This is a genomic window from Kluyvera chengduensis (genome assembly GCF_044197065.1).
GTDB classification, from domain to species: Bacteria; Pseudomonadota; Gammaproteobacteria; order Enterobacterales; family Enterobacteriaceae; genus Kluyvera; species Kluyvera ascorbata_C.
The window spans coordinates 58822-82602 of the sequence record NZ_JBIQOI010000002.1 but is presented as its reverse complement, the minus strand read 5'-3'; the positions used below and the strand labels follow the sequence as shown (position 1 = coordinate 82602).

Genomic DNA, 23781 nt, shown 5'->3' with positions numbered 1-23781 from the left:
ATTGACGGGTTGATACGCCAGAATGTTATTAAACTGTTGTATGAAACTATCAGATGAGTTCAAATAATGAAATCGATTACAAAATGCAATCAAGCACATCAAATAAAGAAGTGAGGCGACACATGAGTGACCAAATCCGTGTTGGGCTAGTGGGTTATGGCTATGCCAGTAAAACATTTCACGCGCCGCTTATCAGCGGTACGCCGGGTATGGAGCTGTCTGTTGTCTCCAGCAGCGATGCGAGTAAGGTCCATGCCGACTGGCCGACGGTGCAGGTAGTTTCAGACCCCGCCGCGCTGTTTAACAATCCTGATATTGATTTGATTGTTATCCCAACGCCGAACGATACCCATTTCCCGCTGGCGAAAGCAGCGCTGGAAGCGGGCAAAAACGTGGTGGTCGATAAACCTTTCACCGTGACACTGTCACAAGCGCGTGAGCTGGATACCCTCGCCAGGCAGCACGGTAAGCTGCTCTCTGTGTTCCATAACCGCCGCTGGGACAGCGACTTCCTGACGGTAAAAGCGCTGATCAACGAAGGTAAGTTGGGTGAGGTTGCCCATTTCGAATCGCATTTCGACCGCTATCGACCGCAGGTACGCGCCCGCTGGCGTGAACAGGCTGGGCTGGGGAGCGGTATCTGGTACGACTTAGGCCCGCATCTGCTTGATCAGGCCGTCAGCCTGTTTGGCTTACCGCAAAGCCTGTATGTCGATCTTGGTCAACTGCGCCCGGGCGCGCAGTCGACCGATTACTTCCATGCGGTCTTAACGTATCCACAGCGTCGCGTGGTGCTGCATGGCACACTGCTGGCGGCAGCGGAAACGGCGCGCTATATCGTGCACGGTACCGAGGCAAGCTATGTCAAATTTGGTCTTGACCCGCAAGAAGATCGCCTGAAAAACGGCGAGCGTTTACCGCAGTCAGACTGGGGTTACGATATGCGCGACGGTATCTTAACCACGGTTGAAGGTGAAACGCGGGTGGAGACCACGTTGTTGACGCAGCCGGGCAATTATCCTGCCTATTATGCTGCGATTCGCGATGCGCTGAACGGCATTGGTGAGAACCCGGTTCCGGCAAATCAGGCTATCCAGATTATGGAACTGATTGAACTGGGTATTGAGTCTGCGAAGCACAGAGCTGCACTGACGTTAGTGTAAGAATCCAGAAATGGAAAAACCGGCAGGGTGTACCTGCCGGTTTTTTTATGCCTGTTTGACGCGTGCGATAAGCGCCTGTTTTTCGGCTATGGTAAGGAATGCCATTTCCAGACCGTTGATTTGCGCCTGGCGAATCTGCTCTTTGCTCAGACCCGCTGCCGGAGCCGCGGTATGGTATTCGTGCTGAATATCAATCCCCTGGACTGCCGGGTCATCGGTGTTGATGCTCGCCAATACGCCGTGCTCAAGGAACGTTTTCAGCGGATGTTGAGCCAGCGATGGCACAGTGCTGGTCTGAATGTTGGAGGTCAGGCAGGACTCGATGCCGATGCGTTTTTCCGCGAGGAAATCCATCAACGCTGGATCCTGTACCGCCTTCACGCCGTGGCCAATTCGCTCCGCGCCGAGGTCGCGAATCGCTTGCCAGATGCTTTCCGGGCCCGCGGCTTCGCCCGCGTGTACGGTAATACGCCAGCCAGCATCGCGCGCGCGGGTGAAATGGTTAAGGAACAGATGTCCTGGGAAACCCAGCTCATCACCCGCCAGATCGAGCGCGGTAATACCGTCGCGGTGTGCAAGCAGCGCATTCAGCTCTTCTTCACAGGCCGCTTCGCCAAAGGTACGGCTCATAATGCCGATAAGACGTGCGTCGACGTTAAACGCGCGGCAGCCTTCTTTAACCCCGGCGATGACCGCTTCTACCACGCCGTCGACGGGCAGTTGGTGCGTCATAGCCATATAGCGTGGCGAAAATCGCAGCTCAACATAGTGCAGACCATTACGGGCCGCATCTTCAATGTTTTCATAAGCCACCCGGCGTACGGCATCCAGAGAGGCCAGAACCTTTACTCCCCAGTCAAGCTTGCTCAGGAAGCTCACCAGATCGGGTTCATTGCTGGTGACCTGCACGTGTGGCAGTAGGGTTTCAAGCGTAGTAGCAGGGAGCGCGAGATTGTACTGACGGCCAAGATCGAGGATGGTCTGGGCACGAATATTACCGTCAAGGTGGCGGTGGACATCGGTTAAAGGCAGGTTGATATCAATCATGATCGCACTCTTTTTTTAGTTAAAGTGCAAACCATTATACAACAGGTTAGTAACCAGTTAAAAGTGCGGTTCAGGGCGGCTAGCAATAGTTATTTCTGATATGAACACCTGCTTCCTCGGCGGTTTTATTTTTGCGACCGTTGCCATAATAAAACGCAATCAGTCCAGTGATTAGTAGCGCTATAGGCAGATGGCTCTTACCGACAATTGAAATGCGTCATCATGTGTAAACTCGGCAGAATTTCATCCTATCGACAGCAGGAGTTCACACCGTGTTTACCCATATGCGTATTGCCAGACCCGTCACGCATCTCGAACAGACGGCTCTGATGTATTGTCAGGGACTCGAACTGCAGAAAATTGCAGGGTTTAACGATCACGATGGTTTCAACGGCATGATGTTAGGTCGGGAAGATTTAGATTGGCATATTGAATTCACCGTCTGCCATCACCATCCCGTTCAGCCATCGCCGACGGAAGACGATCTGCTGGTGCTGTATTATCCGGAACATGCTGAGTGGGAACGGGCTTGTGCGAGAATGAAAGGCGCAGGCTTCGTCTCAACGCCGTCGTTTAACCCTTACTGGGACGCGAACGGTCAGACATTCGTTGATCCTGACGGTTATCGGGTGGTGTTGCAGAATAAAGCATGGGCTATTTAGGGCATGACTCAAAAGGCCATACCCGTCATTTTACGCGCCAATAACGCGGGCGTTATAGCCCCAGCTCGCTGAGCCCCGGGTGATCATCCGGGCGGCGTCCCTGTGGCCAATGGAACAGACGTTCATCTTCGCGAATGGGCAGGTCGTTGATGCAGGCGAAACGGCGCTGCATCAGACCATCGTCGTTAAATTCCCAGTTTTCATTGCCGTATGAACGATACCAGTTGCCGGAATTATCATGCCACTCATAGGCATAGCGCACGGCAATGCGATTGCCTTCAAACGCCCAAAGCTCTTTGATTAGCCGATACTCAAGCTCCTTTTTCCATTTCCGCGCCAGAAATTCCTGCGCTTCAGCGCGGCCATTGACGAACTCCGCACGATTACGCCATTGCGTATCCAGCGTGTAGGCCAAAGCGACTTTGGCCGGGTCGCGGCTATTCCAGCCATCTTCTGCGAGGCGGACTTTTTCGATCGCGCTTTCACGCGTAAAAGGAGGAAGCGGCGGGCGGCTAGTGCTCATAGGAATCTCCGGTTTTGTGATGTAGACAGGTCTGTCTACTTGATGCTAACGTATTCCGACCGCCTGTGTTTGTCAACGGAGAAAAAAGATGATGAATAGGGAAAACAGCAGCTCGCGTGCGGTGAGTGCTAAAGCGAAAATTCTGACATCCGCGCACACCTTGTTTTATCTCCACGGCATCCGCGCCACGGGAATCGATAAAATCATCGAGCATGCTGGCGTCACCAAAGTGACGTTTTACCGCCACTTTCCCAGTAAAAATTTACTGATCCTCGCCTATCTGGATTACCGTCATACCCTATGGATGGACTGGTTTTCCAATACGTTAAAGCAACATGAAACCTCGATGCCTGACCCAGTGGAAGCGTTGCTTTCCACCCTGTGCCTCTGGTGGGCGCAGCCTGACTTTCGCGGCTGCGCGTTTTTGAATGCGACGGCAGAGATGAGTGAGGCGCTGCCGGAGGTTGAGCAACTGACGCGTGACCATAAAGCCGCCGTGGTCGCCGAGCTGGCGACACGGTGGTCACTTGATGATTCAGCGCTTGCCGCCGTTGTCATGGCGCTGGACGGTGCGATTATGCACGCGCAGATGGGGTATCCCGTCGAACGGGTTACAGGGCAGCTACGCCAGATGTTAACCGCGCTGCTGGCTGCTGCTAGTAGGTCAGCGTAATCACTACTGTGTCGGTATACGCGCCGGGAGAGGGCCATTTCTGCGCGGGGACATTCCCGTAGACCACCAGCTCCTGCGGCTGTCCGCTGCTGGAATACTGTTTCTCCTGGTTATCTTGTGTCCACTCAACAGAATGTGCGGCATCCTGATAGAGACCATAGCTGACGCATTCGCCGTTATGGCACAGCGAACGCGCATTGCCGTCAGGATGCAGGCCATGGCCTATCCCGACGGAATATGAGGTACCCGTTGGGCATTGAATGCTGATGTTGGCCGTTGAGCTTGCCTGCAACGCATTCGCTGCGGCAGGGGTTTTGCTGCCAAATTCCATGTCATCGACGCTGACAATCTCACAACCATTTTTCACTGTCGCCGTGGCGCTGATTTGGTCGGTAACCAGCGTTCCCGAGAGCCCGCTACATGAGGGCAACGACTGCATTGATGATGCTGAAGCGTAGCGAATCTGTACGCTGGTAGCATAATCGTAATAGGTCCCGGCGCTGATATCCTTCTGTCCGGGATTTATCTTGCCGATGAGCGGAATATCATGCTCGACGTTACTTTGACCGCTCACCAGTTCCATATCAATTTGCGCGTAAACATCACTGTTTTGACTCAGCGGATGATGCAGATCGTAAATGGAGTAGAGCGAAAAATAGAGTGGTGTGGTGGATGGTTCATTCTGGCTCATGGGGATAGGGTCATTGGCCATGAGCTTCAGGCAGGCGCGAACATACTCAGCCTGACCATCGTAGTTATTGCAGGTGAACGACAGCTTCGTGCTGGTGGTGCTACTTGCGCCAGGGGTAACGGTGCCAAAATTGAGTCCGGGAGGGCTGCCGTTCCAGCAGTCTGCCGCTTTAGCGGCCGGGCATAATACCACCATCAGCGCCAGAAGCAGGCTGATGAATCCTAATGAGCGAGTGGCTGACATAGTGCGTTGATGGCCTCTACAGAATGGGAATGGCTGAGCTGCTGCGGCAGCGTCACCTGACAGGATGAGGACGCCCACTGAACGCTAACTTTGCCGCTAGCCGGAGGGTCTTCAAGGTATATTTTTCCATCGTAGCCGGCGATGGTTTGTTGCGTACCGTGTGATGGCGCTTCACCTTGCGCCGTACTCACGCTGACCTGTGCCGAGAACGGCACGTTTTTACCGTCGGCGGTTTTCACCGTCATCAACAGCGCATGGGTTTTATAAATGGTGAATTTAGCCAGCGCCCCGCTGGCAGTTTTCGGGATCAAAACCTCACCGGTGTAAGGTGCGCGGTACTCTTCGTCCAACTGCAGCACATCGATATCCAGACGGTTTTCCTGATAAGGATTGAGGTTGTTGAGGAATAACATCCCATTTTTATCGGTACGCCCCACGGGGCGGTGTTCCAGGTAAACCGGTACATCCGGCACGTGTGAAGTATCCACAATGGCAAAGGCGCTACCCAACACGCGGGTGGCGTACAGATGGCCCATAAACAGGCCAAGGGCGCCGGACAGAGAGCCATAATAATCGCTGGCGTTGTCCTGGCGGTTAAAGCCCAATGCCATATCGCTCCAGTGATTACGGTGCTGGACGGTGGCGTGGACGGCGGCGTTGCCCCCACTTTGGGCTGACATGTTCCAACCCCAGCCAGGTTTATTCGCATCGAGCGAGTGGGCCAGACTCGCCTGCATGGCGTTGCCATCGTTATCATGGCTGTCTTGCAGCGAGAGGTAATCTTTGTGCTGGTTCAGCGGCATGCTGAAGTTCAGGAAAACCGTCGTATTACGTTCGTCACCCAGTTCGCGGGTCAGGCTGGTGGCAAGCGTAATGCCATGAACGTAGCTCTTCGACCACGACACGCCAGCATACTGCGATGAGGAGTCCAGGTAGGTTTGGTTCACCCAGCTCACCCCGAAAGTGCCGGTTGCATCAAAGGTCACGCTGGCAAACGCTGAATCTTCACGGGTTGTCAGAGTATTGTCCGCAATGGATGACACGTCCCGATAACCGTTGCTGGCCTGTGAATGGTTTAGCGCGATGTTATAGCGGCGATTATTCCACTGCCAGCCGGAACCCCACTGTGAGCCGCTATTTTCATCATACTGGCTGTCAGAGGCGTTAAGGTGAAATACGCCGAGCGTCGGCGACAGCAGGTAATCCCAGCCCATGCCTTCATTGTGCAACTTTGCGCTTTGTTCGGCATGTAACCCAACCGTCGATTTATTACTGACTCCATAGCGCCAATCGCCGACGCCGACAAATTCGCTGTCATAGCTATTTGATTGGTAGGTGTAATCTTTTCGTACCCAGCCCGCGCTGACACCCCAGGTGTTCAGCCCGGCAGAGAGTAATTGCGTGGCGCCATAGAGATCGAGATTCACCACGCGCTGCTGGCCGTTGATGTCGGTAATCACCACCTGCGCGCCTTCATTGCCGGTGAAAATTGGCGCGGTATTGAGGGTAAATTGTCCGGGGTCAACGCGCTGCGACGACGCTTTCACCCCGCGGACGTACAAATCCACGGTTGATGGCAGAGTGACGCTATCGGTCAGAATATCCTGCGATGAGGTGCTGAAGTTAGGCTGCGTGGCGTAGTTATGAGCAATATTGATGCCGCCAAAACGTACGCTGCTGTTCCAGCTTTGGGTGGTGGTAAAACTGTCGCCCAGCGTCATTGAGAACAGCTTATCGACGTTTTGATAAACCCAACTGCTCATTAACCGATGCGTACCGCGTTCGGCGTCAGTTGGGCTGGTCGAGTCTTTGCTGTTAAACGATGAGCTAAAAAAGCCGGGGCCCAGGCCAAAGGTCCGAAACTCGCTGAACAGCGATGCATCCTGCTCACCGCTTTCGTGACTGGTAAAAACGTTGTAGTTCAGCGCCAGCCCGCGGACTTCAGGCGAAAGCTGAGAGCTATGAACCAGGTGCGAACCATTGCGGTTGGCCAGGCGGCTGTCACGTCCTAGCCAATCTTTGCTGGCCACAATGTTGATGCTCTGGCTCAGATTATCGAAGGTGACGTCCAGACCGTCCTGTGGACTGAGTTCGAGATAGCCCTGTTTTTCGGGTAGAGAGGCCGTTTTGATGTCGAGTTTTTTGGCATCATTGGCGGAAATATAGAGTTTATTATCAATATTTTTGGCTTTCACAAAACCTTTAATGGCCTGCCCGTTAACCGTTGCGGTCAGGTAAAGTGTCGTATTCTCTGCGGCGTAGGCGTGAGTACAGACTAAAAACCAGAGTGGTAGGGTATTACGGAGTAATATTGATGGTCTGTTTTTTCTCATTATCGTTCAGATTTAGTGATAAAGATGACGCATTAGTAATTCCTTTCGGGAGAGGCCATTCCTTTTCACTTTGAGGCAGTACGTAGCCGAGTAACCCTTTACTTATTGGCACGCTCTGCGCACCGGCGTGAAGCGTGATATCGCTTAACTTGAGGTGCTGTGTGCCATTGTTACGGACTTTAAGCATCACCGGATGTGCGAGACGGTCGATGGAGAAGGTCACGCGGTTGAGATCCGGCTGCTGGTCTTTGCAGTTCACAAAAACCGGGATGGAGTAGCGCAGAAGAAAACGCACGCCATCTTTTTCCGTCATGTTGTTACTGCCGGGCAGTTCATCAACCACCAGACGATAAGCCCGCTCGGTATCACCGTCTGGCGGCACCGGAAGGATCACGCGGATAAGCTGCTGGCGAGACGCGGGAATGCTGGTCATCGGCGGGCTGACCAGCAAATCTTCGGTGTCGCTCAGGGTGTCTTTATTGTTTTGCTGATGCCAGGCGTAAACGCGAATCTGCGCGCCAATAGCCGCGCTACCCACGTTTTTCACGTAGATAGCTTGGGCGGTTTCCCCGGCACAAAAACCGACGTTAACCGGATACACCTGCAGCGTGGCTGCATACGAAGGCAGAGCTACTAACGTTCCTAAAGTAGAAAGAATGATGCCAGCCAGTTTGCGTTTCATATGCTAAGCCTGAAATGAAATTAGTAAGTGACGGTGAGGGTTACGGTATCGGTGTAATCGCCCGCGGGCGCTTGCGCCAGCGCATCAGCAGCCACTTTGCCGTAAATTGGGATCATCTGAGCGGAGCCGTTACCGCTGCCAGAAATTGCTGTCGTAGAGAGATCGCTTGTCCTGCCGGAGTCACCGTAGAGGTTGTAGGCCACCGTTTCCGAAGCGTCTTTGTTTTTCATTGCATAAGTGCGACCGCTCTCGCTGATGAGGTTATAACTGGTGCCGTTGGTGCAGGTCACAGAGGCGTCAGCAGAAACGTCAATTTCACCGGAGTCGCTGGCGTGTGAACCAAAATCCATATCGGCAACGCTTATCTGGCAAGATTTCTCGACGGTCAACTTGACGTGCATATTCGCAGATGCCGTCAGGGATGAATCATCTGCAAACGCAGCAGATGAAAATAAAATGCTAATCGCAGTCAGAGTTAACGCAGTGGCTTGACGGTTAATCATTTTAAAACTCGCTAAATATTAATAATTTTCGGGGTGGGATAATAACGGGAGCGGAGAATAGGGGTTAGGAATAGTCTTAGATTGAGCAATCGTGCTATGTCTAGGATATGTGAATGATAAGATCTGATATTAACAATTGAAGACTAGTAGGTAATGCTTGCGCAATGCCTGGCAGCATTGCGCAAAGGCGGCTAACGTAGGGTACGAATAGCCGCGATCAGCCTTTCAACGCCTTGCTCCAGCTTCACACGCGGGCAGCCGGCATTAAGACGAATAAAACCGTTACCTTCTATGCCATAGGTATACCCCGGCATAATGGCGACCTTCTGCTGTTTAATTAACACGTCTTGCAACTCACGATCGTCAATATTCAGCGGACGTAAATCAATCCACGCCAGATAGGTCGCTTGTGGCACCGCCCACTTTAATTCCGGGAAGGCGGCATTCAGCGTCTGCTCGATATAGCGCATATTATCCTGTAAGTAATCGCGCAGCGCATCCAGCCAGGTTTCCCCTTGCTCGTAGGCGGCAATATGGGCGACCAGCGCGGGAACAGAAGGTGAGGAGAGGCCATCGCGGTTTTTCAGCGCGGTAAGATAGGCTTCGCGTGCCGTATCCCCAACAATCATGCCGTATGCGCCGGTGAATGCCGGAATATTGAAGCTCTTTGACCCTGAGGTGAACAGCGCCCACTCGCCGCGAGCCACTTCACTCCACGGAATATGCGCGTGGCCCTGCCAGGTCATATCCATGTGAATTTCATCGCTAATGACGCGAACGTGATGCTTTTCACACAGCGTGGCCATGGTTTCGAGCTCACCACGGGTCCAGACTTTGCCAGTCGGGTTTTGTGGACTACACAGCAGCAGCACGGTGTTCTGTGGTTCGGCAAGCACCGCTTCCAGTTTGTCCATATCGCAGAACCACTGGCCGTTTTGCTTATCCATCGGAACGCCGACCACGCGGCGTTGGTTGCCTTCAATAGTTTTAAAGAATGCGTCATAGGCAGGCGTATGAACCACGACCCCGTCTCCGGGCGCGGACCACTGGCGAATCATCTCGGCCACCATATAGATAACCGATGGGCCGTAAACCAGCGTGTTGGTATCAATCACCGCATGAAAACGATGGGCGTACCAGTGGGCGATAGCCGGAAGGAATTCATCGTTTTTCCAGCGGCTGTAGCCAAATACGCCGTGGGAAAGCCGTTTACTCAGGGCGTCCAGGATGCAGGGCGCGGTGGCGAAGTCCATATCAGAAATGGTAAAGGGCAGCAGGTCGGCATCGCCAAAGCGGTCGGCAACATAGTCCCATTGGGTGCACCAGGTGCCGTGTCGGTCAATCACCGTTGAAAAATCAAACATGTGGAGATCCTAACGAAGAGAAGATAAGACTATTTTGCCCCTGTTGGAGACAGGGGCAAAGGGCTTTACGCTTGCACGGAGTTCATCAGTACCGACATCTCGTCTTTCACCGACTGAACCTGTGGGCCGATGACCACTTGCAGGTTGTGCTGGTTCAGCTTCACCACGCCAATGGCACGGTTGGCTTTCAGCGTATCGACATCCACTTTATCCATGTCGTTTACCGACAGGCGCAGACGAGTAATGCAGTTGTCGAGGGATACGATATTTTCAGCGCCACCCAGCGCCTGAAGGATAACCGGCACGTTGTAGCCCGATTTACCGGTCGCACCGCTGGTGGTGTGCTCTGCCGCAGGAGCGGTATCCACATCGCGACCCGGCGTTTTGATGTTAAAGCGTACGATAGCGAAGCGGAAAATCGCGTAGTAAACCGCGAACCAGACCGCCGCCACGACCGGTACCAGATACCACTTGGTGGACAGGCCGTGCAGAATGCCGAACACCACAAAGTCGATGATGTTGCCATCGGTGTTCCCGATGGTCACGCCCAGCACGGCCATCATGGTGAAGCCCAGACCGGTCAGCAGCGCGTGGATAACGTACAGTACCGGCGCGACGAACAAGAACAGGAATTCCAGCGGTTCGGTGGTGCCGCCAACCACGCAGGCAATCACGCCGGAAATCAGCAGGCCTTTAATTTTATGACGGTTTTCCGGACGAGCACAGTGGTACATCGCCAGCGCCGCGCCCGGCAGGCCGCCGAGGAAGGCCGGCATTTTACCTTGAGACAGGAAACGGGTCGCGCTTTCGGAGAAGCCGTTGGTGGTTGGGCAGCTCAGCTGCGCCTGGAAGATAGTCAGCGCGCCGCTCACGTCGTGGCCGCAGACGTCCATGGTGCCGCCCGCTTCGGTAAAGCGAATCAGCGCCACCAAAATATGGTGTAGGCCGAACGGCAGCAGCAGACGTTCACCGGTACCGAAAATCATCGGACCAAAATCACCGGCGCTGTTGATAACATGGCCCAGCGCGTTAATACCCATGGCAAAAATTGGCCAAACCAGCGGGATAACCAGGCCAACCAGGCCCAGCACAACGGTGGTGATAATTGGTACAAAGCGGGTGCCGCCGAAGAAGGCCAGCGCATCTGGCAGGCGAATAGTGTGGAAACGCTCGTGAAACATCCAAACGATGATCCCGCAGATAACCGCGCCGAGGATCCCGGTGTCGATAGACTGAATACCGATAATATTCTGAATATTATTGGCTTTCAGAATCGCTGCGTCGGTGGTCGGCAGGATACCTTTGGCGGTCAGCCAGAAGTTCACCGCCAGGTTCATCACCGCATAGCCAACGAAACCGGCAAACGCCGCAACGCCTTTGTTATCGCGAGCCAGCCCCAGTGGAATGGCAATACAGAACATCACCGGCAGGAAGCTAAATGCGAAGGAGCCGACTTTGCTCATCCAGATAAAGACGGCTTGCAGGAATGGCGTATCAAGCCACGGCAGCAGCGTGGTGACGTCATGGCTGCTTAGCGAACTGCCGATCCCGAGCATGATCCCGCAGAAGGAAAGCAGGGCAACCGGCAGCATAAAGGTTTTGCCAAGCTGCTGGAAAAATTCCCAGAGGGTGACTTTTGGTGCGGTATTCGCCGTCATGAAACGACTCCTTAATCCTGAAAAAAGGGTTTCTAACAATCACGGGACAGGAAGATAAAACGTTTTACCATTTTTTAGTGAGAAACAAATCACAAAAGCAAGTGATAATAAGGTTTATAAAGTACACCTGTTGATAAAACGTTTTATCTGTTGAGCAAAAGGAGCCCTGCGGGAACCATGGCGATTGCAAAAAAAGTCACCATTAACGATGTAGCACTGGCGGCCGGCGTGTCCGTCAGTACCGTCTCGCTGGTTCTCAGCGGTAAAGGGCGAATCTCTTCCGCGACGGGTGAGCGCGTTTACCAGGCTATCGACCAGCTGGGGTTTGTGCGCAACCGTCAGGCCGTCTCGTTACGCGGCGGGCAGACGGGAGTGATTGGCCTGATTGTCGGCGATCTCTCGTCGCCGTTTTATGCTGAACTGACGGCGGGCATGACCGCTGCTCTCGAATCGCAGGGCAAAATGGTGTTTTTGACCCAGGGTGGCAAGCGGGGCGAGCAGATGCTGCAACGTTTCGACGCGCTGGTGTCGCAGGGCGTTGACGGTGTGGTGATCGCCGGTTCGGTCGACCAAGCCGCCGAACTGCGGGCCAAAGCGGCAGAAACCGAAACGCCATTGGTGTTCGCGTCTCGCGCCAGCTACCTCGATGAAGTCGATATTATTCGCCCGGACAATATGCAGGCGGCGCAACTGGTGACCGAACATCTGATCCGCCGCGGGCATCAGCGCATTGCCTGGCTCGGTGGGCAAAGCTCATCGTTAACCCGTGCTGAGCGGGTCGGCGGCTACTGCTCCACGCTCATTAAGTACGGTCTGCCGTTCCATAGCGAATGGGTGCTGGAGTGTGAAACCAGCCAGAAGCAGGCATCGGAAGCTATTACCGGCCTGCTGCGGCACAACCCGACCATTAGCGCCGTGCTGTGCTACAACAGCGTGATAGCTATGGGCGCGTGGTTTGGCCTGATGCGGGCGGGTAAGCAGAGCGGCGAAGATAGCGTTGAGAGTTATTTTGAGCAGCGCGTGGCGCTGGCGGCGTTTGCTGATGTGCCGGAAAAGGCGCTGGACGATGTGCCGCTGACCTGGGTGACGACACCTGCGCGTGAAATGGGGCAAAGCGTTGCCGAGCGGATTTTACAGCGAATTGATACCGGGCAAGGCGCGGCCAGAAACCTGATTATGCCGCCGCGGCTGGTGGCGCGGAAATAGGGGGGCGGAGCATGTCCCGGCGTCGCTATGCTTGGCCGGGCTACATGATGCTGGTGTGCATTATTGCGGTAATAAAAAAGCGCCTTAAAGGCGCTTTTTTTGATTATGGTGCAGGAAGGGTTACGGGTTCTGCCGGCTGGGCTAAGCCCGCCATGCCGAACATCCCGACAAAGTCTTCCAGCGGCATTTTCTGCCCGTTCAGCGTCACCTGCCCATCAGCGTACTGCAGGCTGCTGCTAATCGCATTGTCCTGAGTGGTGGTGAGACGGAACATCTGACCCATCGCCGCCAGCCCCTGAACCTGCTGAGTGGCTAACTTGGTGGCATCTTCCTGCTGATAACCTTCCAGACGCGCGACCTGAGTCATCAGCTCGGTTGCCATATCCATCGGAATAGACAGTTTGGCATCCAGTGATTTCACACCGCGATCGACCTGCTGCGCCAGCGTGGTTGCTTCACCGGTAGCCTGTGCCGGGTCTTTCAGCGCCAGGGAGAGGTTCAGCGCGCTTTCGCCTTTCGCGTTTTTCCAGCTCAGCGGTGACAGTGTCACAACCGGGTCGCCTTTCAGCAGAATAGGCAGGGTGCTGAACAGCGCGTCGACCGCTTTTTGCTGATACAGCTCAGGGTTTTGCGCCAGATCCGGCTGTGCCATCAGCGCCTGAGTCTGCGCCTGATACTGCTGGCTGAACTGATGCATTGCTACGCCGTCGATACCGTCAACCTTCAGCGTTAGCTGCCCGCTGCCGAAATCCTGATTTTGCAGCTTGAGGTTATTCAGCGTGTAATCGAGCTGACTGTTAATCTTTTTACCGTCAGGCGTCAGGGAGGACTTCCCGGCAATACGCATACCGGTTAACTCAGCCAGATCTTTACCTTCAACAGAGACCGCGAGGCGTTCCAGGGAGAGGGTCTGGTCACCGATGCGCTCATCAAACGTCGTCAGCTTGCTGGAGCCGTCGGTTTTCAGGCCGTTAAAGACGAACTGAACCTTCTGATTGTATTCGTTTACCGCATTGACCTGGCCGCTTTTGGCTTCCCCGGTCAGTGATACCAGGCTACCCTGGCTGTCCGCAGAAAGCACGAAATCGCCGCCGCTGAAGGTGACCTTCTCGGCATCTTTTTCATAATCCAGCGGTTTGAGCGCAATGGCGGATTCGGTGTCGCCGTTGTAGCTGATGCGGGTGTTGATATCGAACGGAGATTGCCCTTTGGCGAGGTCGAACAGCGGCTTGGTCACTTCATTGTTGACCAGCACGGTGTTCACGCTTGCCATCGCCGGGGCAAGGTTGAAGGACTTCAGCGAGGCCAGTGGGATAGGGCCGTGGCTAACGGATTCATCCAGAACCACGCTTTGACCTGCTTTTAACCATGAATTTTCAGCGCCTGCCAGCGGCTTCACCACCATTTTCAGTTGGCTGCTGAAAACACCACGCTGGTAGTCCTGATAGCTAATCTCAAGACCGGCTTCCGGCGCGCTCAGCTTAAGCTGTGCGTTTGCCTGAGACACCATATCCGCAATATGCGATTCCAGTTGTTTGCCCGTGTACCAGGCTCCACCTGTCCAGACCACCCCTAAAGCGACAATAATACCTGCGGCAACCAGCGTTTTTTTCATCGTGTTTTATCCATAAAAATGAAACCAGGCGGGACAGCCGCCTGGTCGAGTCATAAGGCTATGCAAAAGAGTAGCAAGCCTGTCCTGAAACTTCAGTATTTACTTCAACTTATTATATACACGCGCTAAACGACCGTTACCGCTGACCTGAATCGGCGATTCATTCGCCGCGACGAACGCGGATTCACCCGGTTTTAACACCAGACGCTGGTCGTTTTTGCTGAGTACGGATTCGCCGTCAACGCAGAACAGAATGGCGGCACCGTCCTGAGTCAACGTCGCGGCGTTGTCACCCAGAGCGTGCAGGGAGAAAGCAAAATCTTCAACCGGGATCGGGAAGTCCATTTCATCGCCGCGCAGCACGGGCTGGGTCAGCAGCTCGTTTGCCGGTTTAGCAGTGAATTTGACGTTAGCGACCAGTTCCGGAATATCAATATACTTCGGCGTCAGACCCGCGCGCAGCACGTTATCGGAGTTTGCCATCACTTCAAGGCCGGTGCCGCGCAGATAAGCGTGCGGGGTTTCGGCGTACAGGAACATGGCATCACCCGGGTTGAGCTGAACGATGTTTAACAGCAGCGGAGAGAAGAGGCCGCTATCGTCCGGATAGAATTCGGCTATCAGGCGAATGGCATCCCAGGCGAGACCCTGCTGGGTTTCCAGCGCGGTGCGCAGTACCTTCAGCGCCTGTGCTTTTTCATCACCCTGCATATTCAGCAGGCCAGCGAACAGCGCGCTCAAACGTTCGCCGTCTGGCTGGGCGATAAACTTACCGATAAGCGGATTGGCAGCGGCAACCGGTTGAAGTAGGGTCGCGATTTCGGCAAATTCACGGAAAGCGTTCATTGCCAGGAACGGCGTCAGCGCAAACACCAGCTCCGGCTTGTGGTTTGGATCTTTGTAGTTACGTTCTGCGGCATCCAGCGGGATCCCAGCGGCGTTTTCTTTGGCAAAACCCGCTTCCGCTGCTTTTTTGCTCGGGTGGACCTGAATAGAGAGCGGTTGTGCGGCGCAAAGCACCTTGAACAGGTAAGGTAACTCGCCAAAGCGGTTGGCAACGTTAGCGCCCAGCAGCGCGGTTTTATCGGCATCGATAACGTCGCGCAGCGACTGCACGGTGCCGTGGCTGTCGGTAATCTTTGAGCTGCTCTTCGGGTGTGCGCCCATCCAGAGTTCGGCCATTGGCAGACCGTCAGGATTGGCCATTCCGTAGAGTTCCGTTAACGCAGTTTTGCTACCCCAGGCATAGTTTTGCACTGAGTTGATGAGTTTTTGCATTATCAAGCCCTGTTTCAATGTGGATTCTTTGGGTCGTATTAAAGCAAAAAAATGCGCTGCCGTATGCCGTAGAAATAAAAAGTCGTACTTGTCTCAGTTTTTGTTAAAAAATTGTGTACGATAGGGTAACTCGCTTTTAACCTGGGCAAATGGAAAGACTGCCCTTCATAACATCATCAAAGCAGTAAGTGAGAGTACAATGTCGAATAAACCTTTCTATTATCAGGATCCTTTTCCGTTAGAAAAGGATGAGACCGAGTATTACCTGTTAAGCAACGACTACGTTTCCGTCGCAGAATTTGAAGGGCAGGAAGTCCTCAAAGTTGCCCCGCAAGCGTTGACGCTTCTTGCTAAACACGCCTTCCACGATGCTTCCTTCATGCTTCGCCCCGCGCATCAGCAGCAGGTCGCCGACATCCTGAACGACCCGGAAGCCAGCGAAAACGACAAATACGTGGCGCTGCAGTTCCTGCGCAACTCCGATATCGCGGCGAAAGGTATCCTGCCAACCTGTCAGGACACCGGCACCGCGATCATCATGGGTAAAAAAGGCCAGCGCGTCTGGACCGGTGGTGGTGATGAAGCGGCCCTGGCTCGTGGCGTCTACGATACGTTTATCGAAGATAACCTGCGCTACTCGCAAAACGCGCCGCTGGATATGTACAAAGAGGTCAACACTGGGACCAACCTGCCGGCGCAGATTGACCTCTACAGCGTTGATGGCGATGAATATAAGTTCTTGTGCATCGCCAAAGGCGGTGGCTCAGCGAACAAAACCTACCTCTATCAGGAAACCAAAGCGTTAATTACCCCAGCCAAGCTGAAAAATTATCTGGTTGAGAAGATGCGTACTCTCGGCACTGCGGCTTGCCCGCCGTACCATATTGCCTTTGTGATTGGCGGTACCTCGGCGGAAGCGACGCTGAAAACCGTGAAGCTGGCGTCGACCAAATACTACGACGGTCTGCCAACCGAAGGTAACGAACACGGCCAGGCATTCCGCGACGTTGAGCTTGAAAAAGAGCTGCTGGTTGAAGCGCAGAACCTGGGCCTCGGCGCACAGTTCGGCGGTAAATACTTCGCTCACGATATCCGTGTGGTGCGTCTGCCGCGTCACGGCGCGTCCTGCCCGGTTGGGATGGGCGTTTCCTGCTCCGCGGATCGTAACATCAAAGCCAAAATCAACCGCCACGGCATTTGGATTGAGAAACTGGAAAACAACCCAGGTAAATACATTCCGGAATCGCTGCGTAAAGCGGGTGAAGGCGAAGCGGTGAAAGTTGACCTGAACCGTCCGATGAGCGACATCCTCAAGCAACTCTCTCAGTACCCGGTCTCTACGCGTCTGTCGCTGAGCGGCACTATCATCGTGGGTCGCGATATTGCACACGCTAAGCTGAAAGAGCGCATGGACAAAGGCGAAGGGCTGCCGCAGTACATTAAAGATCACCCGATCTACTATGCGGGCCCGGCAAAAACCCCTGAAGGCTATGCTTCTGGTTCCCTTGGCCCAACCACCGCAGGGCGTATGGACTCCTACGTCGATCAGCTACAGGCGGAAGGCGGCAGTATGATCATGCTGGCAAAAGGTAACCGTAGCCAGCAGGTGACCGACGCCTGCCACAAGCACGGCGGCTTCTACCTCGGTAGCATCGGCGGCCCGGCGGCGGTGCTGGCGCAAAGCAGTATTAAGAGTCTGGAATGCGTGGAGTACCCGGAGCTGGGTATGGAAGCCATCTGGAAAATTGAAGTGGAAGACTTCCCGGCGTTTATCCTGGTGGATGACAAAGGCAACGACTTCTTCCAGCAGATTCAGGCGTCGCAGTGCGCCCGCTGCGTGAAGTAATCTCTTTTACCGCCCTTCGGGGCGGTTTTTGTTTCTCCGTCCATACTTATCTTTTTCGCAAGAGCAATGTCACTTCACAATCACTTTGAATTCAAGGAGAAGGTAATGACAACGTCACGCCGCGAAAGCGATTCGATGGGGCCGATTGAGGTTCCTGCTGACAAACTGTGGGGCGCGCAAACCCAGCGCTCACTGGAGCATTTTCGGATCTCCACCGAGAAAATGCCGCTTTCGCTGATTTATGCCCTGGCGCTGACCAAGCGCGCGGCGGCTAAGGTTAACCTGGATTTGGGCCTGTTAGCGGCGGATAAGGCTGAAGCCATTATGGCGGCCGCCGATGAAGTCCTGAAAGATCGGCACCCCGATGAGTTCCCGCTGGCTATCTGGCAGACCGGCTCCGGCACCCAAAGTAATATGAACATGAACGAGGTGCTGGCTAACCGCGCCAGTGAACTGCTGGGCGGCGAGCGCGGTATGTCGCGTAAGGTTCACCCGAATGATGACGTGAACAAAAGCCAGAGCTCGAACGACGTCTTCCCAACGGCGATGCACGTGGCGGCGCTGATTGCGCTTCGCGAGCATCTGCTACCGCAGCTCGCGGTGTTGCAGGAGACGCTGCGCCAGAAATCCGAAAGCTTCCGTGACATCGTCAAAATTGGCCGTACTCATTTACAGGACGCCACGCCGCTGACGCTGGGCCAGGAGTTTTCCGGCTGGGTGGCGATGCTCGAGCACAATCGCCGCCACCTTGAACACAGCCTGCCACACCTCAGCGAGTTAGCCTTAGGCGGCACCGCGGTGGGGACCGGTTTAAATACCCACCCGGAATATGCGGTGCGCGTGGCAAAAGAGCTGGCATCGTTAACCGGGCAGCCATTTATCACGGCACCGAATAAATTTGAAGCATTAGCCACCTGCGATGCGCTGGTGCATACGCATGGGGCACTGAAAGGTCTGGCGGCATCGCTGATGAAAATTGCCAACGACGTGCGCTGGCTGGCCTCTGGCCCGCGCTGCGGCATCGGCGAACTTTCTATTCCGGAAAACGAACCGGGTTCCTCGATCATGCCGGGGAAAGTGAACCCGACTCAGTGTGAAGCGATGACCATGCTGTGCTGCCAGGTGATGGGCAATGATGTGGCGGTCAATATCGGCGGTGCGTCCGGCAACTTCGAGCTTAACGTTTATCGCCCGATGATCATCCACAATGTACTGCAATCCGTGCGCCTGTTGGCTGACGGTATGGAGAGCTTTAACGAGCACTGCGCGGTGGGGATTGAGCCTAACCGCGAACGTATCGACCAGTTGCTTAACGAGTCGTTAATGCTGGTGACGGCGCTGAACACCCACATCGGCTATGACAAAGCGGCGGAGATTGCCAAGAAAGCGCACAAAGAGGGGCTGACGTTGAAGAACGCGGCGCTGGCGTTAGGTTACCTCAGCGCCGAGGAGTTTGACCGCTGGGTGCGGCCAGAAGAGATGGTCGGCAGTCAGGTCAGCGGAGGTTAATCCGGCGCTAACCACAGGTGCAGCCGCTCAATCATCAACTTAAGCGGCTGCGCTTCTGGCTTGTGCCGGTGTTGTACGTTATCGGCATCGTAGTTCAGCAGTTCGCCAAGATCCGGCACGCTGACACCATTGCGCCCGGAAATCACCGCAATTAACGGGCCAGGGCAGGCGTACTGCACCTGCTTTTGCTCACCGGCGTACCACACGCGAGCAATAGGCTGTACCTTCACCGGGCGCTTGATTTTCAACTTTGCCTGCTGCGGCAGCGCGGCAATGTCCTGATATTCTCGCTCCAGCCTCGACTGCCATTGTTCCCGCGTCCACGGTGGGACTGCGCGCGGAGATTTCAGGCTTTTTTCTAACTGCGCCAGTACTTCATCGCGAGTTAAATTCTTAATGATATGTTTGTTCGCCCAGCCAAAGCGAATGGTGCTTGGGTCGGAGAGCAGGGTGAGCGAGCGGTAGGCGTTGAGGGTGATCAAACCGGGAATATAGCGGTGTACCCACTCGAAACGCGCCACCGGCGGCAGGCCGGAATCCACGGTGATTATCTGCTCCAGCGCTGCCTTTAACGCATTGATGTGCTGTACGCGAGCAATGAGCGCTTCATGCTGTTCGGTCGTTGTCTGTAGGCAGATAGCGCCGGGAAGGCGCACCGCAGCTTTGCTACTGAGGTTCTCAGACTGCTGCTGAATAAACAGATGATTAAAATGCTTCAGCGCCATTTCAAAGGCGGTTTGCCCCAGATGTTGAACGACCTGAATCTGGGATAGCGGGGCGTGCTCGGCGTTTTTTTTGACTTCCGGTAGCTCAAATATTCGCGCAGTGAGCAGGCGACAGTCAGAGAGTTCGTCGCGCAGTGCCAGCAGGTTGCGCTCTATCTGACGAAAGGTGTCGGTTAAACGCTCAACGAGGTCGTAGCTGGCCATGATTCGCTCTCCGTAAGGAAATTAGTTACAACATACTGTCAGTGCCGCTAACTATAAGCCAGAATCTGGCACCGTGCAAACCGCGGTCAGCTAGCCGCGGGCAGGGAAATGTGGTGGTAAATAGGCCAGGTCAGGCTGAACCGTGCGCCGCCCAATGGACTAACGTCGCAGTGCGACTGTCCGCCCATCGCCACGGCGATAGAGTGAACGATAGCCAGCCCTAAGCCGCAGCCGCCGGTGGCCCGGTCGCGGCTTGGGTCGAGGCGGACGAACGGCTCAAATACGCGCTCGCGCTCGCCTTCAGCAATGCCGGGGCCGTCATCGTCGACCTGAAGACACGCCTGGCTGCCGTGCAGCGTCAGGCTGACCTGAATCTGCGACTGGCTGTAACGCATGGCGTTATTAATCAGGTTATCCAGCACGCGCTCCATCAGGCGCATATCCAGCGCGCCGTAATCCCCAGGCGTTATCTGGTTGACGGTCACTTCACGCTGCGGATTGACGGCCTGAACATCTTCAACGTGTGCGGTAATCCATTGTGGCAGGTTAGGCGATGTCAGAGAGAGTTCGGTCTGTGGACGGTCGAGGCGCGCGTAGGTCAGCAGCTCTTCAATCAATGCTTCAAGCTGACCGATATCACGGTTGAGCGCCAGCAACTCAGCTTCGGTGAGGTTTTCGCTCATCTCAAGGCGATAGCGCAGGCGCACCAGCGGCGTTCGCAGTTCGTGGGCGATACCGTCAATCAGCTGCTTTTTGCTGGCAATCAGCGCATTGATGTTATCTGCCATCTGGTTAAAGGCAACGCCAAGACGCTCGAAGCTGGACATACTGTCAAAGTGAATGCGTTCGGTCAGATGACCTTCGCCGAAGCGCTGCGCGGCGCTTTCCAGTCGCAGCATGTCCTGCCAGTGGGGTCGCATCCAGATAAAGACCGGAAAGGCGAGGGAAATCGCGATAAATGCCATCAGCGCAATATCAAGCAGCCGCATCTCATGCATAAAATACAGATAGGGTATTGGCCCGACGGCCAGCACGTAGTGGCTGCGTGGAATGCGTTGAATAAAGGTGTACTGGTCGTCCAGCGCCACAATATCGCCCGCCCGCAGATGCTTCATGGAACTTTCGCCCAGTTGGAATTTGCTTAGCGGCTCAATACGCAGGTCAAACGACAGGTTAAGATCAAGCTCGTTGAGCGTTTTGCTCCAGTTGCGCGGCGGGATTTCACGTAGCTCGCTACGCATCAGATATAGGGAGCTTTTCATCAGATCGTCAAGCGACTGACGACCGGCCCGTTCGGCGGTGAACTTATAAACCAACCCGACCAGCATGGTCATGACCAGAAAGCAGACAAACAGTAAAAGGTAAAACTGCACAAACAGTTTTTTCATGGAAAATCACCGAACGTTCAATGTGTTAGCTTTGCACTCGCTTAACGAGAGGATGTCTGACCGCGGGAACCCTGCTGTCTGACACCGATCATCGCGCTTATCCAGGCAGAGTACACTGTATAACGCATTTCTGCATACCCATGGACGCAATCGCAAACTGATTTCTGTTTCATTCGAGAAGTGACCTGGCTTGCATCTCTTTCTTACTCAATAGATAATGAATGAACGTTCATTCATTTGGTGGTGCCAATATCACCAGACGCCACCCTCGATTCCAACGGTAGGTTAACAATGTCCAGAAAAACGCTTCGACTTTTATTCCCACAATGGCAGGGAGGGAACAACCCGCCATATCATCTTGGCTCGCTGCTGCTCTCCTTCCTTGCCCCTAAACCCACAGGCCCGGTTGACGAAGTCCCCGTGGCTTTGTCGGATGACACCCCATTGGCTGAAGTCGATGGTATCAGAGGGAAAACGCAGATACTCCGCCAACTGAATGACGCCGCCAGGCTTATTGAGAAACATAATCCTGAGTCCATTGTGGTGTTAGGCGGCGATTGTTTAGTATCGCTCGCGCCGTTTGCGCATTTGCTCAATAAATATGGCAATAAGCTGGGTGTGCTTTGGATTGACTCTCATCCTGACGTCCAGACGGCGGTGCAGTATCCGAATGCGCATGCACATGTGTTGGGAGCGCTACTGGGGACGGGCGATAATGACTTAGTGGCTCATGTCACCAATACACTTTCTCCTGAAAAAGTGATGATTGCCGGTATCCATGACCCTCTGGCTTACGAAAGTGAATATCTGACACACCGTAATATCGCGACATCAAGCCCGGAAGCCGTCAGAGCGGGGGCTCAGGAGGTGCTGGAGTGGATAGACCGGGAGAAAATCGAATATCTGGCGATTCACATCGACCTGGACGTTCTGGATCCCGCATTTTTCCGATCCGTTTTGTTTGCTCAACCGGGGCGTGGCGAGCATGACTTTGGCGATGTAGCTGAAGGTAAGCTGACCATTGAGGAGGTACTTATGCTGGTTAATCTGGCGACGTCAAAAGCAGAGGCTGTCGGGCTTACGCTCGCCGAACATTTGCCGTGGGATATGCTGAACCTCAAAAACATGCTTAACGGCTTACCGTTACTCAAATAATGGCCGAATTGAGGGCCAGCGCGTGGCGCTAAACGCTGGCTCCAACCTTTAAAGGACGGTAAAGTCAGGGCCATTAATGATGGGAAAGGTTATATATGTCAAAGGATACCGAAACGTACCATAAGCTGATTACCGCGGCCGCAGCCTGTTTTGCCGAAAAAGGATTCAGCGCGACCAGCGTGCGCGAGATTTCTACCCGAGCCGGTATCAGCCAGGGCGCAATGTACACTTACTTTAAAGGCAAAGATGAGCTGATAAGGGCTATCGTGCTGGAAGAACAAAACACCGCGCTGGCTAGCCATAAAGAAGCCGCAACGGGAACCTATTTTGACCGCCTCTGTCATCAGGTCGCGTCCTGCATCAGCGATGTAGGTTATCCAGTGACGCATCGTCTGTGGGTTGAAATTATGGCGGAATCTTCACGGAACCCTGAACTGCAGGACACCTTTATCGCCAGCGACACCATCATGCGGCAAAGCCTCGCGACAATCATCGAGCACGGTATTGCCGCAGGCGAGTTCCGCCGGGATCTTAACCCGCAAGAAATGACCATTATTCTGTTTGCGTTTATTGATGGTTTAATTGCCCGTAAGGCGATTAATCCGGCGTTTTCGCTGGGCGTCGATGTGCCGATATTCCCTGATTTAATGGCAAAATTGCTGCGCTAACCCGCTTGACCGGATAAGCATTTCTCAAATGCCAGGCACACTTTTTCATACTGTTCGGGCGAAAGCATGAGGCTTTGCCAGATAGTGTTATGGTCAGCCCCGGGAATCGTAATACGTTCGCGGGCTGCAGCGTTCACGGTACTTGATACTAGTCTTTCTGGGATATCGGCAGGGATCACGCTGTCATTTTCTGCGGCGATAACCAGTAAACGTCCGCTAAATTCAGCCGCTAAGCGCCAGGCATCGGTTTGTGCCCAGCTTCGCGGCTGGCGAATAATATTCGAAAAGTCAGGACCAAAATTGATGTTATAGGCTGTGGGCGTATAGACGCCGGGCACCATCAGAATTAACGACCTGAACAGCACCTCCCGACTCAGTTGCAGCGCATTGTACGCGCCCATACTCACGCCAATGCAACCTGTCACCTCGGGTTCGAGATAATCAATCACTGCTTTCGCCTGCATTGTGCGGCTCAAAAGCGATGAGTCGTGCATATCGCCACCGGTCTCCCCATGGCCTAAAAAATCAAATATGGTGGTGCCAAAACCTAGCGCATCCAGCAGCGCACGGTATTTATAGAAAACCGTACGGTCTTTTCCTCCCCCGTGGAGCATGAGGAGATGACCGTTTGCCCCCAGCGGCTCT

Annotated in this window: 21 protein-coding genes; 8 read left to right on the top strand and 13 right to left on the bottom strand. The window is 54.3% G+C overall.

Annotation, left to right across the window (positions count from 1 at the left end):
- Nucleotides 1-122 precede the first annotated feature (122 nt).
- Entirely contained in the window at nucleotides 123-1163 is a 1041-nt protein-coding gene (locus tag ACH1XZ_RS05970; protein WP_395594783.1) for an oxidoreductase, read from the top strand.
- Nucleotides 1164-1208: 45 nt separating this feature from the next.
- On the opposite strand, the gene add is transcribed toward ACH1XZ_RS05970, so the two are convergent.
- Nucleotides 1209-2210 (bottom strand): adenosine deaminase, encoded by a 1002-nt coding sequence (gene add, locus ACH1XZ_RS05965; protein ID WP_395594782.1) that lies wholly within the window; start codon nucleotides 2208-2210, stop codon nucleotides 1209-1211.
- Nucleotides 2211-2494: 284 nt separating this feature from the next.
- Here add and ACH1XZ_RS05960 point away from each other — a divergent pair, with 284 nt between their 5' ends.
- Nucleotides 2495-2872, top strand: a complete 378-nt coding sequence (locus ACH1XZ_RS05960; RefSeq protein WP_395595557.1) for a VOC family protein — start codon at nucleotides 2495-2497, stop codon at nucleotides 2870-2872.
- 52 nt (nucleotides 2873-2924) lie between these two features.
- Here the strand turns inward: ACH1XZ_RS05960 and ACH1XZ_RS05955 are convergent, their stop codons facing one another.
- The gene (locus tag ACH1XZ_RS05955) at nucleotides 2925-3395 is read right to left on the bottom strand and encodes a nuclear transport factor 2 family protein (protein WP_395594781.1); all 471 of its coding nucleotides are present in this window, start codon (nucleotides 3393-3395) and stop codon (nucleotides 2925-2927) included.
- An 88-nt stretch (nucleotides 3396-3483) separates the two neighbouring features.
- Between ACH1XZ_RS05955 and ACH1XZ_RS05950 the strand changes: the two genes are divergently transcribed.
- Nucleotides 3484-4068 carry a TetR/AcrR family transcriptional regulator gene (locus tag ACH1XZ_RS05950; RefSeq protein WP_395594780.1) on the top strand — a complete coding sequence of 195 codons (585 nt, stop codon included), beginning with the start codon at nucleotides 3484-3486 and terminating at the stop codon, nucleotides 4066-4068.
- Here the strand turns inward: ACH1XZ_RS05950 and ACH1XZ_RS05945 are convergent.
- From ACH1XZ_RS05945 to malX, 6 genes are all read right to left on the bottom strand, one after another.
- Nucleotides 4052-5002 (bottom strand): spore coat protein U domain-containing protein, encoded by a 951-nt coding sequence (locus ACH1XZ_RS05945; protein ID WP_395594779.1) that lies wholly within the window; start codon nucleotides 5000-5002, stop codon nucleotides 4052-4054. The genes ACH1XZ_RS05950 and ACH1XZ_RS05945 overlap by 17 nt on opposite strands.
- Nucleotides 4981-7335, bottom strand: coding sequence for a fimbria/pilus outer membrane usher protein (locus ACH1XZ_RS05940; RefSeq protein WP_395594778.1), 2355 nt, complete (start codon nucleotides 7333-7335; stop codon nucleotides 4981-4983). The genes ACH1XZ_RS05945 and ACH1XZ_RS05940 overlap by 22 nt, the downstream gene beginning before the upstream one ends.
- A complete protein-coding gene (locus tag ACH1XZ_RS05935; protein WP_395594777.1) occupies nucleotides 7301-8017 on the bottom strand; it encodes a fimbrial biogenesis chaperone in 717 nt (238 codons plus the stop codon). Before ACH1XZ_RS05935 ends, ACH1XZ_RS05940 begins: the two co-directional genes overlap by 35 nt.
- A gap of 20 nt (nucleotides 8018-8037) precedes the next feature.
- On the bottom strand, nucleotides 8038-8418 hold the full coding sequence (locus ACH1XZ_RS05930; protein WP_395594776.1) for a Csu type fimbrial protein: 381 nt from the start codon (nucleotides 8416-8418) through the stop codon (nucleotides 8038-8040).
- Between the two features lie 293 nt (nucleotides 8419-8711).
- Complete coding sequence (locus ACH1XZ_RS05925) at nucleotides 8712-9884, bottom strand: MalY/PatB family protein (RefSeq protein ID WP_395594775.1); 1173 nt, start codon at nucleotides 9882-9884, stop codon at nucleotides 8712-8714.
- A gap of 65 nt (nucleotides 9885-9949) precedes the next feature.
- Nucleotides 9950-11542 (bottom strand): maltose/glucose-specific PTS transporter subunit IIBC, encoded by a 1593-nt coding sequence (gene malX, locus ACH1XZ_RS05920; RefSeq protein ID WP_395594774.1) that lies wholly within the window; start codon nucleotides 11540-11542, stop codon nucleotides 9950-9952.
- 177 nt (nucleotides 11543-11719) lie between these two features.
- Here malX and ACH1XZ_RS05915 point away from each other — a divergent pair, with 177 nt between their 5' ends.
- Nucleotides 11720-12748: a Mal regulon transcriptional regulator MalI gene (locus ACH1XZ_RS05915; protein ID WP_395594773.1), complete on the top strand. Its 1029-nt coding sequence runs from the start codon at nucleotides 11720-11722 to the stop codon at nucleotides 12746-12748.
- Between the two features lie 103 nt (nucleotides 12749-12851).
- On the opposite strand, the gene ACH1XZ_RS05910 is transcribed toward ACH1XZ_RS05915, so the two are convergent.
- Together ACH1XZ_RS05910 and manA are read right to left on the bottom strand one after the other, a co-directional pair.
- Nucleotides 12852-14363, bottom strand: coding sequence for a YdgA family protein (locus ACH1XZ_RS05910; RefSeq protein ID WP_395594772.1), 1512 nt, complete (start codon nucleotides 14361-14363; stop codon nucleotides 12852-12854).
- A gap of 99 nt (nucleotides 14364-14462) precedes the next feature.
- The gene (manA, locus tag ACH1XZ_RS05905) at nucleotides 14463-15641 is read right to left on the bottom strand and encodes a mannose-6-phosphate isomerase (protein WP_395594771.1); all 1179 of its coding nucleotides are present in this window, start codon (nucleotides 15639-15641) and stop codon (nucleotides 14463-14465) included.
- 199 nt (nucleotides 15642-15840) lie between these two features.
- Between manA and fumA the strand changes: the two genes are divergently transcribed.
- Together fumA and fumC are read left to right on the top strand one after the other, a co-directional pair.
- A complete protein-coding gene (gene fumA / locus ACH1XZ_RS05900; RefSeq protein WP_035897082.1) occupies nucleotides 15841-17487 on the top strand; it encodes a class I fumarate hydratase FumA in 1647 nt (548 codons plus the stop codon).
- Between the two features lie 105 nt (nucleotides 17488-17592).
- On the top strand, nucleotides 17593-18996 hold the full coding sequence (gene fumC, locus ACH1XZ_RS05895) for a class II fumarate hydratase (RefSeq protein WP_395594770.1): 1404 nt from the start codon (nucleotides 17593-17595) through the stop codon (nucleotides 18994-18996).
- On the opposite strand, the gene tus is transcribed toward fumC, so the two are convergent.
- Nucleotides 18993-19925 (bottom strand): DNA replication terminus site-binding protein, encoded by a 933-nt coding sequence (tus, locus tag ACH1XZ_RS05890; protein WP_395594769.1) that lies wholly within the window; start codon nucleotides 19923-19925, stop codon nucleotides 18993-18995. The two genes, fumC and tus, sit on opposite strands and share 4 nt — an antisense overlap.
- A gap of 86 nt (nucleotides 19926-20011) precedes the next feature.
- The gene (gene rstB / locus ACH1XZ_RS05885) at nucleotides 20012-21313 is read right to left on the bottom strand and encodes a two-component system sensor histidine kinase RstB (protein WP_395594768.1); all 1302 of its coding nucleotides are present in this window, start codon (nucleotides 21311-21313) and stop codon (nucleotides 20012-20014) included.
- A 291-nt stretch (nucleotides 21314-21604) separates the two neighbouring features.
- On the opposite strand from rstB, the gene ACH1XZ_RS05880 reads away from it, so the two are divergent.
- Entirely contained in the window at nucleotides 21605-22468 is an 864-nt protein-coding gene (locus ACH1XZ_RS05880) for an arginase family protein (RefSeq protein WP_395594767.1), read from the top strand.
- Nucleotides 22469-22563: 95 nt separating this feature from the next.
- Nucleotides 22564-23136 carry a TetR/AcrR family transcriptional regulator gene (locus ACH1XZ_RS05875; protein ID WP_395594766.1) on the top strand — a complete coding sequence of 191 codons (573 nt, stop codon included), beginning with the start codon at nucleotides 22564-22566 and terminating at the stop codon, nucleotides 23134-23136.
- Here ACH1XZ_RS05875 and ACH1XZ_RS05870 read toward each other — a convergent pair.
- The gene (locus ACH1XZ_RS05870) at nucleotides 23133-23750 is read right to left on the bottom strand and encodes an alpha/beta fold hydrolase (protein WP_395594765.1); all 618 of its coding nucleotides are present in this window, start codon (nucleotides 23748-23750) and stop codon (nucleotides 23133-23135) included. The two genes, ACH1XZ_RS05875 and ACH1XZ_RS05870, sit on opposite strands and share 4 nt — an antisense overlap.
- Between the last annotated feature and the right edge of the window lie 31 nt (nucleotides 23751-23781).

Bases quoted from the DNA above. Each gene is read 5' to 3' on its own strand.
- ACH1XZ_RS05870 (WP_395594765.1), bottom strand. From the start codon at position 23,750: ATGCTCCACGGGGGAGGAAAAGACCGTACGGTTTTCTATAAATACCGT.
- ACH1XZ_RS05935 (WP_395594777.1), bottom strand. From the start codon at position 8,017: ATGAAACGCAAACTGGCTGGCATCATTCTTTCTACTTTAGGAACGTTA.
- ACH1XZ_RS05940 (WP_395594778.1), bottom strand. From the start codon at position 7,335: ATGAGAAAAAACAGACCATCAATATTACTCCGTAATACCCTACCACTC.
- fumC (WP_395594770.1), top strand. From the start codon at position 17,593: ATGACAACGTCACGCCGCGAAAGCGATTCGATGGGGCCGATTGAGGTT.
- malX (WP_395594774.1), bottom strand. From the start codon at position 11,542: ATGACGGCGAATACCGCACCAAAAGTCACCCTCTGGGAATTTTTCCAG.
- fumA (WP_035897082.1), top strand. From the start codon at position 15,841: ATGTCGAATAAACCTTTCTATTATCAGGATCCTTTTCCGTTAGAAAAG.
- ACH1XZ_RS05875 (WP_395594766.1), top strand. From the start codon at position 22,564: ATGTCAAAGGATACCGAAACGTACCATAAGCTGATTACCGCGGCCGCA.
- add (WP_395594782.1), bottom strand. From the start codon at position 2,210: ATGATTGATATCAACCTGCCTTTAACCGATGTCCACCGCCACCTTGAC.
- ACH1XZ_RS05910 (WP_395594772.1), bottom strand. From the start codon at position 14,363: ATGAAAAAAACGCTGGTTGCCGCAGGTATTATTGTCGCTTTAGGGGTG.
- ACH1XZ_RS05925 (WP_395594775.1), bottom strand. From the start codon at position 9,884: ATGTTTGATTTTTCAACGGTGATTGACCGACACGGCACCTGGTGCACC.
- ACH1XZ_RS05960 (WP_395595557.1), top strand. From the start codon at position 2,495: ATGCGTATTGCCAGACCCGTCACGCATCTCGAACAGACGGCTCTGATG.
- ACH1XZ_RS05880 (WP_395594767.1), top strand. From the start codon at position 21,605: ATGTCCAGAAAAACGCTTCGACTTTTATTCCCACAATGGCAGGGAGGG.
- ACH1XZ_RS05930 (WP_395594776.1), bottom strand. From the start codon at position 8,418: ATGCACGTCAAGTTGACCGTCGAGAAATCTTGCCAGATAAGCGTTGCC.
- manA (WP_395594771.1), bottom strand. From the start codon at position 15,641: ATGCAAAAACTCATCAACTCAGTGCAAAACTATGCCTGGGGTAGCAAA.
- ACH1XZ_RS05970 (WP_395594783.1), top strand. From the start codon at position 123: ATGAGTGACCAAATCCGTGTTGGGCTAGTGGGTTATGGCTATGCCAGT.
- ACH1XZ_RS05945 (WP_395594779.1), bottom strand. From the start codon at position 5,002: ATGTCAGCCACTCGCTCATTAGGATTCATCAGCCTGCTTCTGGCGCTG.
- ACH1XZ_RS05955 (WP_395594781.1), bottom strand. From the start codon at position 3,395: ATGAGCACTAGCCGCCCGCCGCTTCCTCCTTTTACGCGTGAAAGCGCG.
- ACH1XZ_RS05915 (WP_395594773.1), top strand. From the start codon at position 11,720: ATGGCGATTGCAAAAAAAGTCACCATTAACGATGTAGCACTGGCGGCC.
- rstB (WP_395594768.1), bottom strand. From the start codon at position 21,313: ATGAAAAAACTGTTTGTGCAGTTTTACCTTTTACTGTTTGTCTGCTTT.
- tus (WP_395594769.1), bottom strand. From the start codon at position 19,925: ATGGCCAGCTACGACCTCGTTGAGCGTTTAACCGACACCTTTCGTCAG.
- ACH1XZ_RS05950 (WP_395594780.1), top strand. From the start codon at position 3,484: ATGATGAATAGGGAAAACAGCAGCTCGCGTGCGGTGAGTGCTAAAGCG.